Consider the following 15,019-nt stretch of genomic DNA (forward strand, 5'->3'; position numbering starts at 1 on the left):
AGATCGTAAATTGCCTTGGGTATCAGGCAATTAGAAGATAGGAAAAAGCGTAAGCGGGTTCAACGAATAAATAGTGGTTCGCCTAATCTTGTCGCGTTTTTGCGAGGCGTTTTCAGAAATTTGGGTTGATCTTTATCCAGGATGACAGTACTGTATATTCATACAGTCAACTGCTGGTGATTAACTTATGCGAACCCAACATCCTGATAATGCACGCTATGCTCATCGTTATGCGTCCTCTTCTGTTCCGGCGGCTCAGCCTGGTGGAATTACAGAGTTACGTTACAGTGAGCAGCCCGGAATGATGCAGATGTTACTGCTACCGTTATTGCAGCAATTGAGTCAGCAATCACGCTGGCAGCTGTGGTTAACCCCCGCGCATAAGTTGAATCGCGCCTGGCTGCAGGAATCGGGATTACCGCTGAATAAAAGCATGCACATCGCCGATTCAGAACGACTGAATGCGGTTGAGGCGATGGTCAGGGCGTTACGCACAGGCAATTACAGCGTGGTACTGGCATGGATCCCCTACGAGCTGGATGAAGATGAGCGTCGTCAACTGGAAAATGCAGCAGCAGAGGGTGAAGCGCTGGGGCTGATTTTGCGTTCAGGCGGGACATCGGAAGCGCCTCTCAGACCACAAAACCCCATAAAAATTCAGTCGGATTTGTTTCATTAAGTAAAAATAAGAAGTTTCTCAAGCTATTTTTCTTATCTGTCGTCGCTAAACCACTGATTCTGTTAGTTCGAGCATTGACAATGGTTTAGCAGGTTTTTCAGGCTTGCTGCCGCGACAATACTACCAGGCTAATTGTTAGAAATTGTGTATAAATCGCTGTTTTTTTACAGAAGCGCCTCACATCATACTTGTAAGTTTCCAATCTCGTTGTAGACTTTATCTCGCCAGGGTGCTCAATAACCTCCGTTTTTTGCGGTAGAGTCATAAGCGAGCGTTTTGACCCGGCGAAGGATTTAAACCAAGAGCAACCTTTTTGCTCATTGCCTATTTGGATGATAACGAGGCGCAAAATGAAAAAGACAGCTATCGCAATTGCAGTGGCACTGGCTGGCTTCGCTACCGTAGCGCAGGCCGCTCCGAAAGATGACACCTGGTACACCGGTGCTAAACTGGGCTGGTCTCAGTATCACGACACTGGCTACTACGGCCACGGTTACGAGAACAATAACGGTCCAACTCATGAAAGCCAGCTGGGCGCAGGTGCGTTCGTTGGTTATCAGGCAAACCCATACCTGGGTTTCGAGCTGGGCTATGACTGGCTGGGTCGCATGCCTAACAAAGGCACCGTGACTAACGGCGCATTCAAAGCACAGGGCGTTCAGCTGGCAGCTAAACTGAGCTACCCAATCTATGACGATCTGGACGTGTACACCCGTCTGGGCGGCATGGTATGGCGTGCAGATGCTACGCAGACTAACCCAACTACTGGCCGCATCAGCGACCACGACACCGGCGTATCTCCGCTGGCTGCTGTAGGTGTTGAATACGCACTGACCAAAAACTGGGCTACCCGCCTGGACTACCAGTGGGTTAACAACATCGGTGATGCACAGACCGTTGGTGCACGTCCAGACAACGGCATGCTGAGCGTAGGCGTTTCTTACCGCTTCGGTCAGGATGACGTCGCTGCACCAGCTCCGGCTCCGGCCCCAGCTCCAGCTCCAGTTGTTGAAACCAAGCGTTTCACTCTGAAGTCTGACGTTCTGTTCACCTTCAACAAAGCGACCCTGAAGCCAGAAGGCCAGCAGGCTCTGGATCAGCTGTACAGCCAGCTGAGCTCAATGGATCCTAAAGATGGTTCCGTTGTCGTACTGGGCTTCACTGACCGTATCGGTTCAGAGCAGTACAACCAGAAACTGTCTGAGAAACGTGCTCAGTCAGTCGTAGATTACCTGGTTTCTAAAGGTATCCCTTCTAACAAGATCTCTGCACGTGGCATGGGTGAATCTAACCCAGTTACCGGCAACACCTGTGACAGCGTGAAAGGCCGTAACGCCCTGATCGACTGCCTGGCGCCGGACCGTCGCGTAGAAATCGACGTTAAAGGCATCAAAGACGTTGTAACTCAGCCACAGGCTTAAGTTAACACGTAATAAAAAACCCCGCTAAGGCGGGGTTTTTTATGCCGGTAATAAAGGGATGTTCGGAACTGGCCACCCTGCTCCACCTGCCCGGCTAGTCGTTTTCTGAACCTGATTTACCCAGAATCGCCTGCAGGTCCTGCTTCAGACTCGACATCTGCGTAGCATATTTCTCTTTGCGTTCCGCATCCTCGATCAGCTGAACAATGGTCTCAGAGAGGGTACAGCCGCGCCGCTGTGCCAGTCCGGCCAGTCGCTGCCAGACCAGATACTCCAGGTCGATCGATTTTTTTCGGGTATGCTGATGTTCTGCATTAAAATGGCGTTTCCGCCGTGCGCGGATGGTCTGTTTCAGCCGGTTATCAAGATCGGCATGGATATGTTCAGCAATCCATTCATTCACCGTCACCGGATTATTTTCCATCGCCAGCAGTTTATCGACTGCCGCCTGCGCCGCACTCAATTCAAGGTGACGCGTGATCAGTTCACCTTCCCGATGTTTTTTCACCAGGTATTTCCACTTCCATCCACTTTCAAGATTTTCGAGTTGCTGGTATTTCATCGGAATCTCATCGTGATCACGTAACGAGCTAAGAATAACAGCTTTTTTCCCGGATGCAGCAACGAAAAACATGCTGTCAGCTTCACAACTTCACCAGGAAGTCTGCAGTGCTTAACCAGGGTGAATCCTGTATAATCTCGCTTTTCTTAAAACAGATAAATGCGATTATTTTGACCAGCACCCAACTTACGTGGCAGACCCTACAGCCGGATAGCGCACCATACCAATCCGTTTTCTCCCGAATTGCTGATGAAGAAACTGATGCTCTGGCAACGGTACAGCCCCGGTTGCTGAATGCCCTGGCGCATTTACATCACCAGTCGCAGGGATTCCCGTTACTGCTGGTTCGAAGCCAGGAGAATCGCGATTATCTGACCTTCATTGCCCAGGCCGCGCAGCGGGTGATACCTGACAGTACCACGCTGTACGGCGGTGATTACCATATCATGGGTGACATTATCACGCTCCTGCCGCCCTCCGATCCTCAGCGCCCGTTCACCAGTCAGGGTGGCATTCATTTTGCTGAATGGATTGAGATGGAGCAGCTGTTTGGCTGCGTACGCCAGTATAAAGATCGCCTCCAGCCTGAGCCGGGCCTGATCCATCGCGCCAATGGCGGTACGCTGGTGCTCTCACTGCGAAGCCTGATGACCCAGCCGATCCTCTGGTTGCGCCTGAAAAAAGCGATTGAGCAGGGCTACGTGGAGTGGACTTCCCAGGACGAGCGCCGGCCCCTGCCCGTCTCTGTTCCGCCTGTGCCGCTCAGGCTGAATCTGGTGCTGTGCGGAGACCGCGAGGTGCTGGCCGATTTTCAGGAGCTCGATCCTGAAGCGCATGAAATGGCGATTTATACCGAATTTGAAGAGAACATTCAGATTCTGGATGAAGATGACATGCTGGCCTGGTGTCGCTGGAACGAAGAGCTGGCGCGTCAGGCGGGTCTGCCGGTTCCGGAAGCGGACTTCTGGCCGGAACTGATTAAAGAGGGTGTCCGCTATAGCGGCGATCAGGAGACATTGCCCCTCTGTCCGCGCTGGCTGCAGCGCCAGATGCGCGAGTCAGCCCTGATGGGTGACACGCTCAATGCCGAAGCGCTTCGCGACGCACTGGAAGCCCGCTTATGGCGTGAGAACTATCTCAATGAGCGGATGCGGGATGAAATCCTGCTGCGACAGATTCTGATTGAAACCGAAGGCGAAGTGGTCGGTCAGATCAACGGCCTCTCGGTCGTTGAATATCCTGGCCATCCCCGCGCGTGGGGCGATCCGACACGGATTACCTGCGTCGTTCACCCCGGTGATGGGGAGTTCATGGATATTGAGCGGAAGGCGGAGCTAGGCGGCAATATCCACGCTAAGGGCATGATGATCATGCAGGCTTACCTGATTGCAGAGCTGGAGCTCGATCAGCAACTGCCCTTTTCAGCGTCAATGGTATTTGAGCAGTCATACTCTGAGGTTGATGGCGACAGCGCCTCTCTGGCCGAGCTCTGTGCATTGATCAGCGCGCTGGCTAACCAGCCAATCAATCAGCAGATTGCCGTCACCGGATCGGTTGATCAGTTCGGCAACGTTCAGCCGGTAGGCGGCCTGAATGAGAAGATTGAAGGTTTCTTCGAGATCTGCCATCAGCGTGAACTCACCGGCCAGCAGGGCGTCATTATCCCGGCCTGTAATGTGCGTCATCTCAGCCTCAACCAGGCAGTGGTCAGTGCGGTAGAACAGGGCCGTTTCCACATCTGGGCTGTAGAACGTGCTGATGAGGCCCTGCCACTGCTGACCGGTAAAATATGGCGTACGGAAGATGGCGAGGGCGATTGCCTGCTGCACACCATCCAGGAACGCATCAGCCTGTTCAACCAGCCGGATGTCCCGCAACGTCCCTGGGCGCTGCGCTGGCTTAACTGGTTCAACCAGCGTTAATCCGATTTGCTCAGCGTACAACTGTTCGCTAATATTCGTGATTCACTAAAACAAGGCTTATTGAAAACATGGTAGATAAACGCGAATCCTATACCAAAGAAGATCTGATTCTGTCAGGTCGTGGTGAACTGTTTGGCGAAAATGGTCCGCCGCTTCCTTCCGGCAACATGCTGATGATGGACCGCGTGGTCAAAATGACCGAAGACGGCGGCAAATATGACAAAGGCTTTGTTGAAGCAGAACTGGATATCAATCCCGATCTCTGGTTCTTCGGCTGCCACTTTATCGGCGATCCGGTGATGCCAGGTTGCCTGGGTCTGGATGCCATGTGGCAGCTGGTAGGTTTCTATCTGGGCTGGCTGGGCGGCGAAGGTAAAGGTCGTGCGCTGGGCGTGGGTGAAGTGAAATTCACTGGTCAGGTCCTGCCGGACGCGAAGAAAGTCACCTACCGCATTCACTTCAAACGCGTGATCAACCGCAAGCTGGTGATGGGCGTGGCAGATGGCGAAGTGCTGGTTGACGGTAACCTGATCTACACCGCCAGCGATCTCAAAGTGGGTCTGTTTAAAGACACCGCAGCATTCTGAGCATTCTGCACAGAAACAAAAACCTCCGCGCCAGGCGGAGGTTATTTTCCTTTTTCAGTGACATCCGGTTATGCTGCTACCGACCTGTCCTCCATGGCTTGTCGCCAACCTCCCAACCAGTGAGACTTAGCGTCAATCAACTGATACGGACACATCTCTTTTGAGCGTCCAGTAATGCCTGCCTGATAACCACGTGAATGGGCGCGTTCGAGGCGGTCTCGTTTCTGTCTCTTCATACTCCGTGTCCCTCATGTAAGGTCTGTGGAATCTGGTGGAAAGAAAAGTGGTGAATTAATGTTCAACCACTCTTACGTTCTACCCCCTGCGCACCCAAAGATCAATGCGCAATCTTCATGCCACTGTCATAAATGTGACCTTAATCGGAAAAGAAAGCGCGGTTTTGTGATGGAGACGGCAACACTATCGCCCTGATTAAGCTAATAAAAAGCCCCTGAATCGTGCCGTTATATCGCGACATTTCATCAGGGGCTTAGCTTATTTATTCATAATATTCTTAATTTAGCGCAACCACACTATTGGCGATCTGCTGCGCCGTCTGCTGCCAGCCGGTGGCCAGCGTTCTGACCATGGCATCGTAGCCATCTTCAGTTTGCGGCAGGACAATATTAAATGCCTGTTTGGTCAGACGGCCCTGATGCTCCAGCGTCCATTCACCGCTGACAATCGCCTTGCCGTCGTAGCGCCCCTGAAAGCCTGTAATAGTCACATTCAGCGTGTCGTGCTGCGCGCCCAGCGGCGATCCGGCTACCAGCCGCCCAGGCAGCGCCTTGCTCAGATTGGTGATCAGCGTCTGCTGCAGCTGCTGATCAAGCGGACTGGCCCAGAGGTTGTTGGCGGCAATGACATATTTGACGTCACTGGTCTGGTAGACCAGCCCGTTACCGGCCAGATAATCCGGCACCGTCACCTGCTGCACCCACAGCATCGGCTGAGCTTCGTTCATCTGGCTGCTGCTGACCTGCATGGAAGCCGCCCCGGAGGGCAGCTGATACCAGGTATTGTCAACGCTGCTGCTGCATGCGCTCATCACCAGCGCGGCACAAAGTATCAATCCTTTTTTCACTGTTTCGCCCTCTTCGGCTGGGGATCCTGTCCCGGTTTCGCCTCAAATACCAGCGCATTGCTCTTGGTGTTGAGTGTCCTCAGTACCGGCTGAAGTTCACGCAGCACCTGATCCAGTCGTTGCATATCCCCGACCAGCTTACTGTAAGCAGGCGAACCAGGCTGCAGTCCTTTCATGCTGCGATTCAGCTCACGCAGCGTCTGCTGCAGATCTTCCGGCAGGGTCTTCATTGCCGGACTGGCGGTCACTTTGTTGATATTGTCGATAGTGCGCTGCAGATCGCGCATCGTCTTCTGACTCTCTTTCAGCGTACCGGTCGCTTCATTGACCATGCCGTTCAGAGGCAGGCTGTTGATCTTATCCAGGGCCGCCATCAGTTTCTGCTGAATCTGGCTCAGTCCGCCGCTGACGGTTGGGATCACTTCATAACCTGAGACTTTCTGCGGGCCTTTGTAGGCTGGCGCATTGTCATAGAAGTCGAGATCGACATAGAGCGCACCCGACAGCAGGTTGCCGGTTTTCAGCGTGGCACGCAGGCCACGTTTCTTCCCATCCTGCAGATGCTGCTCCAGATCGAAATTCTCGCCCAGTCGGCTGATAAAGCGATCCGGCTCAATGCGAATCAGCACCGGAACGCGGTAATCGTTGTTCAGTGCCTGATCCAGACCCGCTTTCATCAGCGGTGCCTGTGACACGGTACCGAGGCGAATGCCGCGGAATTCAACCGGTGCACCAGCCTGCAGACCGCGAATGGAGTCAGAGAAGAAGAGCACATAGTCGACGTGATTGGTGTAGAGCGAATCCTGGATGCTGCGCTGATCGTCAAACAGATGATAGTCGGCATGATTTGTCGCCGCTTCACCCAGATCCCAGCCATCCGGCACATCGAAACTGACGCCGCCACTGAACAGCGTGGTCAGCGATCCCATTTCGACCCGCATGCCTGACGCGGACATATCCACGGCGATGCCGCTGTCTTTCCAGAAACGCACGTTGGTGGTCACCAGGCGGTCGTAAGGCGCGGCAATAAACAACTGATAGGTCATCATGCGTTTATCGGTGTCAAACGAGCTGGTTTCCACTGTACCGACCCGGTAGCCGCGGAACAGAACCGGATCGCCCGGATTAAGCTGACCGGCTTTTTTGCTGTCCAGTATGATGCGGATCCCTTTAGCATCCGGTGGCGCCAGCGGCGGAGCATCCAGCAGCTTGTACTGCTCAGGTGCCTGGTTTTTCGTGCCGGGCTGCAGTTCGATGTAGGCGCCTGACAACAGCGTGCCAAGGCCGCTGATACCTTCACGGCCCACCTGCGGTTTCACGACCCAGAACACGCTGTCGCTGTGCAGCAGCTTGTCCATGCCCGCGTTCAGGCGCGCTTTAATTTCCACATGATGGAGATCGTCGCTTAGCACCGCGCTTTCCACCACACCGACATCCACGCTGCGGCTTTTAATGGTGGTTTTACCTGCCACAATGCCCTCAGCGTTTTCGGTAATTAATGTCACTTCCGGCCCCTGATGGCTGAAGTGATAGAAGAGGATCCATCCGCCGATAAGCAGCGTGACGATGGGGACAATCCAGACCGGCGACCAGCGCTTAATCTGTTCCACCTTTGCATGGCCGTGGTTAGTTTCCGTCAAGGCGCGACTCCTTCATTGTGTTTTCACGTGCACGATCCCAGAGTAATCGCGGGTCAAAGGTCATGGCAGCGATCATGGTGATGATCACCACCATCGCAAACAGAACTGCCCCCCACGCGGGATAAACATTCATTAATTGCCCCATACGCACCAGCGCAGAGAGCACGGCAATCACAAACACGTCGATCATCGACCAGCGGCCAACAAACTCGACCACTTCATAAATCTTATGCATTTTGTGGCTGTCCCGCCGTCCGCGTCCGCTGGCATCCCAGCAGAGCCAGCCAATTGCCAGCATTTTCAGCGTCGGCACCATGATGCTGGCGATAAAGATCACCAGCGCCACCGGATAGGAGCCATCAGCCCACAGGACAATCACCCCCGCCATGATATTGGAGGGATAGGCGCTGCCCAGCGTCTCCGTGACCATAATCGGCATCAGGTTAGCCGGAATGTAGAGCAGCACCGAGGTGAGCAGCAGCGCCAGCGTCCACTGCAGGCTGTGCTTACGCCGGGCCTGCGCCTGGACGCCACAACGCGGACAGACGGGCTTATCCGCAGGCAGAATGGCGGTGCAGCAGGGACAGGATCGCAGGCCCTGCGCCAGGCCACTGACGCCCACCTCGGGCGCATGCGGCAGTGCGGGGCGGGGTGAGAGGCGATCCCACAGCGCACGCCGATCGACGCACTGAAAGGCACGCAACTGCAGCAGACAGAACAGAACCCAGGGCCAGAAGCTGGTTTCCAGTCCGATTTCACCATAGGCCATCAGCTTGACGAAGCTGACCAGCACGCCAGCCATGAAGATTTCTGACATGCCCCAGTTGCGCAGATGAAACAGGATTCGGGCGAGACCGACTCTGAGCGATGTGGGTAACGGTATCGGATTGACCAGCAGAAGGATGGTTATCATGCAGAAGGCGGGAACCGCCTGCACGAACAGCAGAAACAGCGTAGCGAGGCTGCTGTAATCTTCCGACACCATCACTCTGGGTATCTGCATCAGGGTGATCTGGCTGGTCAGCCCGGCCACCTTCATGGAGACGAATGGAAACAGGTTCGCCAGCACCAGCATAAACAGCGCTGCCAGCGCATAGCCCGTTGGTCGTTTACGCGGTTCATGCCAGTTCGCCGTCAGAGCAGTGTGGCAGCGCGGGCATGATGCCCGGCTGCCAACGGGAATGTCCGGCAGCCTGATCGTTAAATCGCACTGTGGACAGAGCATCCACGCGTTACTTTTCACTGCTGAACACATCCGCTAGCCCTGCCCTACGCGCCGTTTTTCAGTGACTCAAGCTCTTCCCAGCGCGCAAACGCGGTTTCCAGCTCCTGCTCGGCCTGAGCAAGATTATCCAGCACCGGTTGCGTCTGATCGTGTGGCTGACTGAAGAAGTCCGGATGACTCATCTTCGCCTGCAGTTCACCGATGCGCGCTTCAAGCTGCTCCAGTTTTTGCGGCAATTGTTCCAGCTCACGCGCCAGATTATAGCTGAGTTTATTCACGTTACGCTTCGCCTCGCTCTTCTCTGCGGCGGGCTTTGCGGTGCTGGTTGCCGCTCTGGCTGGGGCTGAGGCCTTATGCTGCCGGTAGGCTGCACGCTGCTGTTGTGCATCGTGGTAGCCGCCAACAAAGGTGCCAATCTCGCCATTCCCTTCGAAAATCCAGCACTCGGTCACGGTATTATCGACGAACTGACGATCGTGGCTGACCAGCAGTACCGTGCCCTGATAACCATCAATCAGCTCTTCCAGCAGTTCCAGCGTTTCGACGTCGAGGTCGTTAGTCGGTTCATCGAGAATCATCAGGTTGCTGGGACGCAGGAACAGACGCGCCAGCAGCAGGCGGTTACGTTCACCACCAGAGAGCGCGCGCACCGGGGTCATGGCCCGTTTCGGGTGGAACAGGAAGTCCTGCAGATAACCCAGAACGTGGCGCGGTTTACCGTTGACCAGGACTTCCTGCTTGCCTTCGGCCAGGTTGTCCATCACGGTGCGATCCGGGTCCAGCTCCGCACGGTGCTGGTCAAAGTAGGCCACTTCCAGCTTGGTGCCGGAATGCACGCGGCCATGATCGGCCTTAAGCTGTTGCAGCATCAGGCGCAGCAGTGTGGTTTTACCGCAGCCGTTTGGCCCGATCAAAGCAATCTTATCGCCACGCTGCACCTGGGAAGAGAAGTCCTTCACCAGCACTTTGCCATCGACCGCGTAATCGACATTTTCCAGTTCAAAGACAATTTTGCCCGAGCGGGAGGCTTCGCCCACCTGCATGTTCGCTTTGCCCATCACTTCACGGCGTTCAGAACGCTCACGACGCAGGGCTTTCAGCGCACGCACGCGACCTTCATTGCGGGTACGACGGGCTTTAATGCCCTGACGGATCCACACCTCTTCCTGCGCCAGCTTGCGGTCAAACTCCGCGTTCTGCATCTCTTCGACGCGCAGCGCTTCCTCTTTACCCGCCAGATACTGATCGTAGTTGCCCGGCCAGGAGACCAGTTTGCCGCGGTCAAGGTCGACGATCCGCGTCGCCATGTTGCGGATAAACGAACGGTCATGGGAGATAAAGACGATGCTGCCGCTGAAATTCTTCAGGAAAGTTTCCAGCCAGTCGATGGTTTCAATATCCAGGTGGTTCGTCGGTTCATCCAGCATCAGAACGCGCGGATTGCTCACCAGCGCACGGCCCAGCGCCGCTTTACGCAGCCAGCCACCCGAAAGCGATGAAAGCTCGGTATCGGGCTTCAGGCCAATCTGCTCCAGCACATCATGGATGCGGCTTTCCAGCTGCCACAGATTCTGATGGTCGAGAATGCTCTGCAGACGCGCCATCTCATTGAGGTTTTTATCGCTTGGATCGTCCATTACCAGATGGGAAATGGCGTGATAGGCTTTCAGATGCTCTGCCTGCTCTTCAACGCCTTCAGCCACGAAGTCATAGACCGAACCGGTAATATTGCGTGGGGGGTCCTGTTGCAGACGCGCCACGACCAGGTCGGTTTCATAAATAATGCGACCATCATCCAGGGGCTGTTCACCGTTGATGATCTTCATCAGGGTGGATTTACCTGCACCGTTACGGCCGACCAGACAGACGCGCTCGTTCTCTTCGATATGCAGTTCGGTGTTGTCTAACAGCGGCGCATCGCTGAAGGAGAGATATGCGCCGTGGATACTGATTAATGACATGTAATCTTATTCCTTACCGGCGTGTGTGATCAGCCAGCAGTTGTGAATGTGTCGGTTGCGCGCGAAATCCTGCGACTGCGTTTTCTGGGTAATATCCTGCGCCTGCAGGCCCAGAGATTTCAGGCCATCCATGTCCATTTTGAAACCGCGTTTGTTGTTGGAGAACATGATGGTGCCGCCGCGACGCAGCAGGCGCTTCAGGTTACGCATCAGCATCATATGATCGCGCTGAACGTCGAAGCTCTCTTCCATACGCTTGGAGTTGGAGAAAGTTGGCGGATCGATAAAGATCAGGTCAAAATTCTCATCACTCTCATGCAGCCAGCTCAGGCAGTCCGCCTGCATCAGACGGTGCTGACGACCGGTCAGCCCGTTGAGACGCAGGTTGCGTTCCGCCCACTCCAGATAGGTGCGTGACATATCGACCGTGGTGGTCGAGCGTGCCCCGCCCAGACCGGCATGCACACTGGCGGTGCCGGTGTAAGCAAACAGGTTCAGGAAATCTTTACCCTTGCTCATATTACCGAGCATTTTGCGGGCAATGCGGTGGTCGAGGAACAGACCGGTATCGAGATAGTCGGTCAGGTTCACCAGGAAACGCGCATTAAACTCTTTAACTTCGAAATAGTCGCCCTTCTCACTCAGCTTCTGATACTGCGCTTTGCCCTTCTGACGTTCGCGGGTTTTGATAATCAGACGGTCTGCAGGCAACGCCAGTACGGTGAGCGTCGCACTGATCACATCGAACAGGCGCTGACGCGCTTTGTTGGGATCGATGGTTTTCGGTGGCGCATACTCCTGGATAATCACCCAGTCAGCGTAGCGGTCAACAGCCACGTTGTAGTCTGGCAGATCGGCATCATAAATGCGGTAGCATTCAATGCCTTCCTGACGCGCCCACTTCTCCAGCTTCTTCACGTTTTTACGCAGACGGTTTGCGTAATCTTCCGCAATCTGTCCGGCGCTTTCGCTGCTGTTCACCGCGAGCTGATAGTTTTTCTGCACGCAATCCAGCGGGCCGTTTTTGGCTTTAAACTGACGGTCGGCGCGCAGCTGCAGGCAGCTCAGCAGCTCAGGTGAAGCGCTGAACAGGGAAAGCTTCCAGCCGCCAAAATGCTGTTTCATCAGGCGTCCAAGCTGACTGTGCAGCGCGATCAGCGCCGGTTCGCTCTCCAGGCGCTCACCGTAAGGGGGGTTGCTCAGCACCGTGCCGTGAACCGCCGCATCCACCGGATTGGTCAGCTTCAGCAGATCCTGCTGTGCAAAGGTAAAGAGCTCTTCCACACCCGCACGGCGGGCATTCGCCTGCGCCCACTCCAGCACCCGGCCGTTCGTGTCATAGCCAAAGAAGCGCGCCTGCGTATTCTCCGTGCCGGTGCGGGCACGATTATGCGCTTCGTTTTTCACGTCCTGCCACAGCGCAGCATTAAACTGGCTCCAGGCCATAAAGCCCCAGTGACGGCGCAGCAGGCCAGGCGCACGATCGCAGGCGATCAGCGCAGCTTCAATCAGCAGCGTACCTGAACCGCACATCGGATCGATCAGCGGGGTGGATGGCTCCCAGCCAGAACGCAGCACAATCGCCGCCGCCAGATTCTCTTTTAACGGTGCCTGACCGGTCTGCTGGCGATAGCCACGCTGATGCAATGAACTGCCGCTCAGATCCAGCGCGATGCTGGCGCGATCGTCATTCAGCCAGACGTTGATACGGATATCCGCCTGCTCACGATCGACATTGGGACGCTCCAGATTCTTACGGGTAAAGCTGTCCACAATGGCGTCTTTGACTTTCAGCGCACCAAACTGGCTGTTGCGAATCGAGTCATTGGTGCCGCTGAAATGGACGACAAAGGTTTTGTCGCTGCCGAACATGGACGGCCAGTCCACGCCCTGCACACCCAGATAGAGATCGAGGTCGCTATAGACACCAAACTCTCCCAGCGGCAACAGGATGCGTGATGCTAAACGGCTCCACATCAGGCTTTGGTACATGACGCGATCGTCGGCTTCGTAGTGAACGCCTCCCTGCACCACTTGCAAATCCTGCGCGCCCAGCGCGTCCAGCTCACTTTTTAACAGCTCTTCGAGCCCACGCGCCGTGCTGGCAAACAGAGAATTCATATCGTCACTTTTTAACTCTTGAGAAAATTGTCGCGCATTATAGCGAATCACAGACCTATGTCATAAAGTTAGCTTCTTTTGTCTTGCGCGTCGGGTTTCAAGGAGAACACCATGATCACGCTTTCCCGCTTATTTATTCATCCTGTGAAGTCGATGCGGGGGCTGGCACTGTCACACGCCCGGGTTTCTGGCAGCGGGCTGGCTTTTGATCGTCTGTTTATGGTGACGGAACCTGACGGCACCTTTATTACCGCCCGGCAGCATCCGGAGATGGTGCGCTTTACACCCGCTATTTTACCTGAGGGGCTGTTACTGGACGCGCCTGACGGCAGTCACATGCTTATCCGCTTCAGCGATTTCGGGGAGCAGGAACACCCGACCGAGGTCTGGGGCAATCGCTTCGGCGCACGCATCGCCCCGCCCGCCATTAATCAGTGGCTGAGCCAGTTCTTTCCCCGTGACGTCCAGCTGCGCTGGGTCGGACCTGAACCCCGTCGCCGGGTCAAAGCATTTGACCATGTCCCGCTGAGTTTTGCCGATGGCTATCCGTTTTTGCTGGTGAACACCGCCTCGCTGCATGACCTGCAACAGCGCTGCCCGGCCAGCGTACGTGCCGAACAGTTTCGTTCCAATCTGGTCGTGAGCGGTGCGGCTGCATGGGATGAAGACAGCTGGGCGGAGATCCGGATAGGTGAAGTCATCTTTGAAGTGCCGAAACCCTGCAGTCGCTGCGTGCTGACCACGGTCAGCCCCGAAACCGGACGCAAACATCCTGCCGGTCATCCGCTCGCCACTCTGCAGACGTTCCGCAGCGCCCAGGATGGCAGCGGGGATATCGATTTTGGCCTGAATCTGGTGGCCCGTAATCAGGGTGTGGTACGTGCCGGTGACGAAATGGTGATCCTGAAGCGCCATGCTCCGCGCCTCTACGGTGCCGGAGAGGTCATTGAGACGCTGAAACCGCAGCCGCAGACCCCTGATGCCGTGGCTATCACCTTTCAGGGACAGACCTTCCGCGGGGATAATCAGCAGGTGTTACTGGATCAGCTGGAGATGCAGGGATTTCGTATCCCCTACTCCTGTCGTGCGGGACTGTGCGGCAGCTGTAAGCTGAATCTGGTGTCGGGCGAAGTCAAAGCGCTGAAGAAAGGCGCCGTGCGTCAGGACGGAACGCTGCTGAGCTGCAGCTGTATTCCGGCAGGCGATGTCGAACTGAAGTAGTCAGACCGCGCGGGCATAGCGCGGCGCGACATCCTCATACCAGGGCTGCAGGCGGTCGTTCATCACCTTGATGGCATCGCCGAGCACCATATTTTTGCCGGCCAGCGTCAGTGCTGGCTGAGCCAGCAGGCAGAGCGCCGCGTTACTGCCGCTTTCAACCACCAGCAGACGCGCCTGCGTTCCCTCTTCTGCCAGCGTAACCTGCACCATCTCACCGGGCCGCGGCTGCATAGCCGGGGCATACGCGGTAAAGTGCCAGCTTTTCGGCATCAGCGGTTTCAGGAAGCGCGCGGCGACCAGGGCATTCAGCACCAGTTCAGCGCGATGGCTGCCACTGAGTTTGCACTGACGGCAGGTCTCTTCAAAGGTGTAATAGAGGGCGGCATCATCAACACAGAAACCCGACTCTGAGAACGCATCGGGCGTGAGCATTTTGCGGGAATAGCGGGAGCGAAAAAGCATACCGTCTGCCAGGTCGAGCATCATTCGGTCGTGGCTGTTGTCAAAATACCAACGCCAGTTATCGTCGGGTTTAATGTTCATCGTCTGCCCTGTCTTTTACCGCTGCGCCATACGTCACGCAGAATTCAGCGAAA

13 protein-coding genes are annotated in these 15,019 nt (G+C 55.5%); 5 read left to right on the forward strand and 8 right to left on the reverse strand.

Going from position 1 to position 15,019, the window contains the following annotated elements; translation table 11 throughout:
* Positions 1–187: 187 nt before the first annotated feature.
* Together sulA and ompA are read left to right on the forward strand one after the other, a co-directional pair.
* Positions 188–679, forward strand: a complete 492-nt coding sequence (sulA, locus tag OJ965_RS14475) for an SOS-induced cell division inhibitor SulA (protein WP_111208080.1) — start codon at positions 188–190, stop codon at positions 677–679.
* Positions 680–1,029: 350 nt separating this feature from the next.
* Entirely contained in the window at positions 1,030–2,100 is a 1,071-nt protein-coding gene (gene ompA, locus OJ965_RS14480; RefSeq protein WP_009091041.1) for a porin OmpA, read from the forward strand.
* A gap of 94 nt (positions 2,101–2,194) precedes the next feature.
* Here ompA and matP read toward each other — a convergent pair whose 3' ends face one another.
* Entirely contained in the window at positions 2,195–2,662 is a 468-nt protein-coding gene (gene matP / locus OJ965_RS14485) for a macrodomain Ter protein MatP (RefSeq protein ID WP_009091043.1), read from the reverse strand.
* Positions 2,663–2,715: 53 nt separating this feature from the next.
* On the opposite strand from matP, the gene OJ965_RS14490 reads away from it, so the two are divergent.
* Together OJ965_RS14490 and fabA are read left to right on the forward strand one after the other, a co-directional pair.
* Positions 2,716–4,584, forward strand: a complete 1,869-nt coding sequence (locus OJ965_RS14490; RefSeq protein WP_265136569.1) for a Lon protease family protein — start codon at positions 2,716–2,718, stop codon at positions 4,582–4,584.
* 68 nt (positions 4,585–4,652) lie between these two features.
* On the forward strand, positions 4,653–5,171 hold the full coding sequence (gene fabA / locus OJ965_RS14495; protein WP_009091047.1) for a bifunctional 3-hydroxydecanoyl-ACP dehydratase/trans-2-decenoyl-ACP isomerase: 519 nt from the start codon (positions 4,653–4,655) through the stop codon (positions 5,169–5,171).
* A 68-nt stretch (positions 5,172–5,239) separates the two neighbouring features.
* Here the strand turns inward: fabA and rmf are convergent, their stop codons facing one another.
* The 6 genes from rmf to rlmKL all read right to left on the reverse strand — a co-directional run bounded on the left by rmf (position 5,240) and on the right by rlmKL (position 13,202).
* Entirely contained in the window at positions 5,240–5,407 is a 168-nt protein-coding gene (gene rmf, locus OJ965_RS14500) for a ribosome modulation factor (protein WP_008925875.1), read from the reverse strand.
* 278 nt (positions 5,408–5,685) lie between these two features.
* Positions 5,686–6,255 carry a membrane integrity-associated transporter subunit PqiC gene (gene pqiC, locus OJ965_RS14505; protein ID WP_009091049.1) on the reverse strand — a complete coding sequence of 190 codons (570 nt, stop codon included), beginning with the start codon at positions 6,253–6,255 and terminating at the stop codon, positions 5,686–5,688.
* A complete protein-coding gene (gene pqiB / locus OJ965_RS14510) occupies positions 6,252–7,895 on the reverse strand; it encodes an intermembrane transport protein PqiB (RefSeq protein ID WP_009091050.1) in 1,644 nt (547 codons plus the stop codon). The genes pqiC and pqiB overlap by 4 nt, the downstream gene beginning before the upstream one ends.
* Positions 7,882–9,150, reverse strand: coding sequence for a membrane integrity-associated transporter subunit PqiA (pqiA, locus tag OJ965_RS14515; protein ID WP_150029712.1), 1,269 nt, complete (start codon positions 9,148–9,150; stop codon positions 7,882–7,884). Before pqiA ends, pqiB begins: the two co-directional genes overlap by 14 nt.
* 14 nt (positions 9,151–9,164) lie before the next feature.
* Positions 9,165–11,081 (reverse strand): ABC transporter ATP-binding protein, encoded by a 1,917-nt coding sequence (locus tag OJ965_RS14520; protein ID WP_058957434.1) that lies wholly within the window; start codon positions 11,079–11,081, stop codon positions 9,165–9,167.
* A 6-nt stretch (positions 11,082–11,087) separates the two neighbouring features.
* Positions 11,088–13,202: a bifunctional 23S rRNA (guanine(2069)-N(7))-methyltransferase RlmK/23S rRNA (guanine(2445)-N(2))-methyltransferase RlmL gene (rlmKL, locus tag OJ965_RS14525; RefSeq protein WP_265136580.1), complete on the reverse strand. Its 2,115-nt coding sequence runs from the start codon at positions 13,200–13,202 to the stop codon at positions 11,088–11,090.
* 111 nt (positions 13,203–13,313) lie between these two features.
* Here rlmKL and OJ965_RS14530 point away from each other — a divergent pair, with 111 nt between their 5' ends.
* On the forward strand, positions 13,314–14,423 hold the full coding sequence (locus OJ965_RS14530; RefSeq protein WP_150029713.1) for a YcbX family protein: 1,110 nt from the start codon (positions 13,314–13,316) through the stop codon (positions 14,421–14,423).
* Here the strand turns inward: OJ965_RS14530 and OJ965_RS14535 are convergent, their stop codons facing one another.
* On the reverse strand, positions 14,424–14,966 hold the full coding sequence (locus tag OJ965_RS14535; RefSeq protein ID WP_150029714.1) for a cell division protein ZapC: 543 nt from the start codon (positions 14,964–14,966) through the stop codon (positions 14,424–14,426). It lies immediately after the preceding gene.
* Positions 14,967–15,019 lie beyond the last annotated feature (53 nt).

This window comes from Pantoea anthophila (assembly GCF_026104315.1).
Taxonomy (GTDB): domain Bacteria; phylum Pseudomonadota; class Gammaproteobacteria; order Enterobacterales; family Enterobacteriaceae; genus Pantoea; species Pantoea anthophila.

Coding starts and splice junctions, on each gene's coding strand:
- rmf (WP_008925875.1), bottom strand. CDS start 5,407: ATGAAGAGACAGAAACGAGACCGCCTCGAACGCGCCCATTCACGTGGT.
- pqiA (WP_150029712.1), bottom strand. CDS start 9,150: ATGTGTTCAGCAGTGAAAAGTAACGCGTGGATGCTCTGTCCACAGTGC.
- OJ965_RS14520 (WP_058957434.1), bottom strand. CDS start 11,081: ATGTCATTAATCAGTATCCACGGCGCATATCTCTCCTTCAGCGATGCG.
- OJ965_RS14535 (WP_150029714.1), bottom strand. CDS start 14,966: ATGAACATTAAACCCGACGATAACTGGCGTTGGTATTTTGACAACAGC.
- matP (WP_009091043.1), bottom strand. CDS start 2,662: ATGAAATACCAGCAACTCGAAAATCTTGAAAGTGGATGGAAGTGGAAA.
- OJ965_RS14490 (WP_265136569.1), top strand. CDS start 2,716: ATGCAGCAACGAAAAACATGCTGTCAGCTTCACAACTTCACCAGGAAG.
- ompA (WP_009091041.1), top strand. CDS start 1,030: ATGAAAAAGACAGCTATCGCAATTGCAGTGGCACTGGCTGGCTTCGCT.
- fabA (WP_009091047.1), top strand. CDS start 4,653: ATGGTAGATAAACGCGAATCCTATACCAAAGAAGATCTGATTCTGTCA.
- rlmKL (WP_265136580.1), bottom strand. CDS start 13,202: ATGAATTCTCTGTTTGCCAGCACGGCGCGTGGGCTCGAAGAGCTGTTA.
- OJ965_RS14530 (WP_150029713.1), top strand. CDS start 13,314: ATGATCACGCTTTCCCGCTTATTTATTCATCCTGTGAAGTCGATGCGG.
- sulA (WP_111208080.1), top strand. CDS start 188: ATGCGAACCCAACATCCTGATAATGCACGCTATGCTCATCGTTATGCG.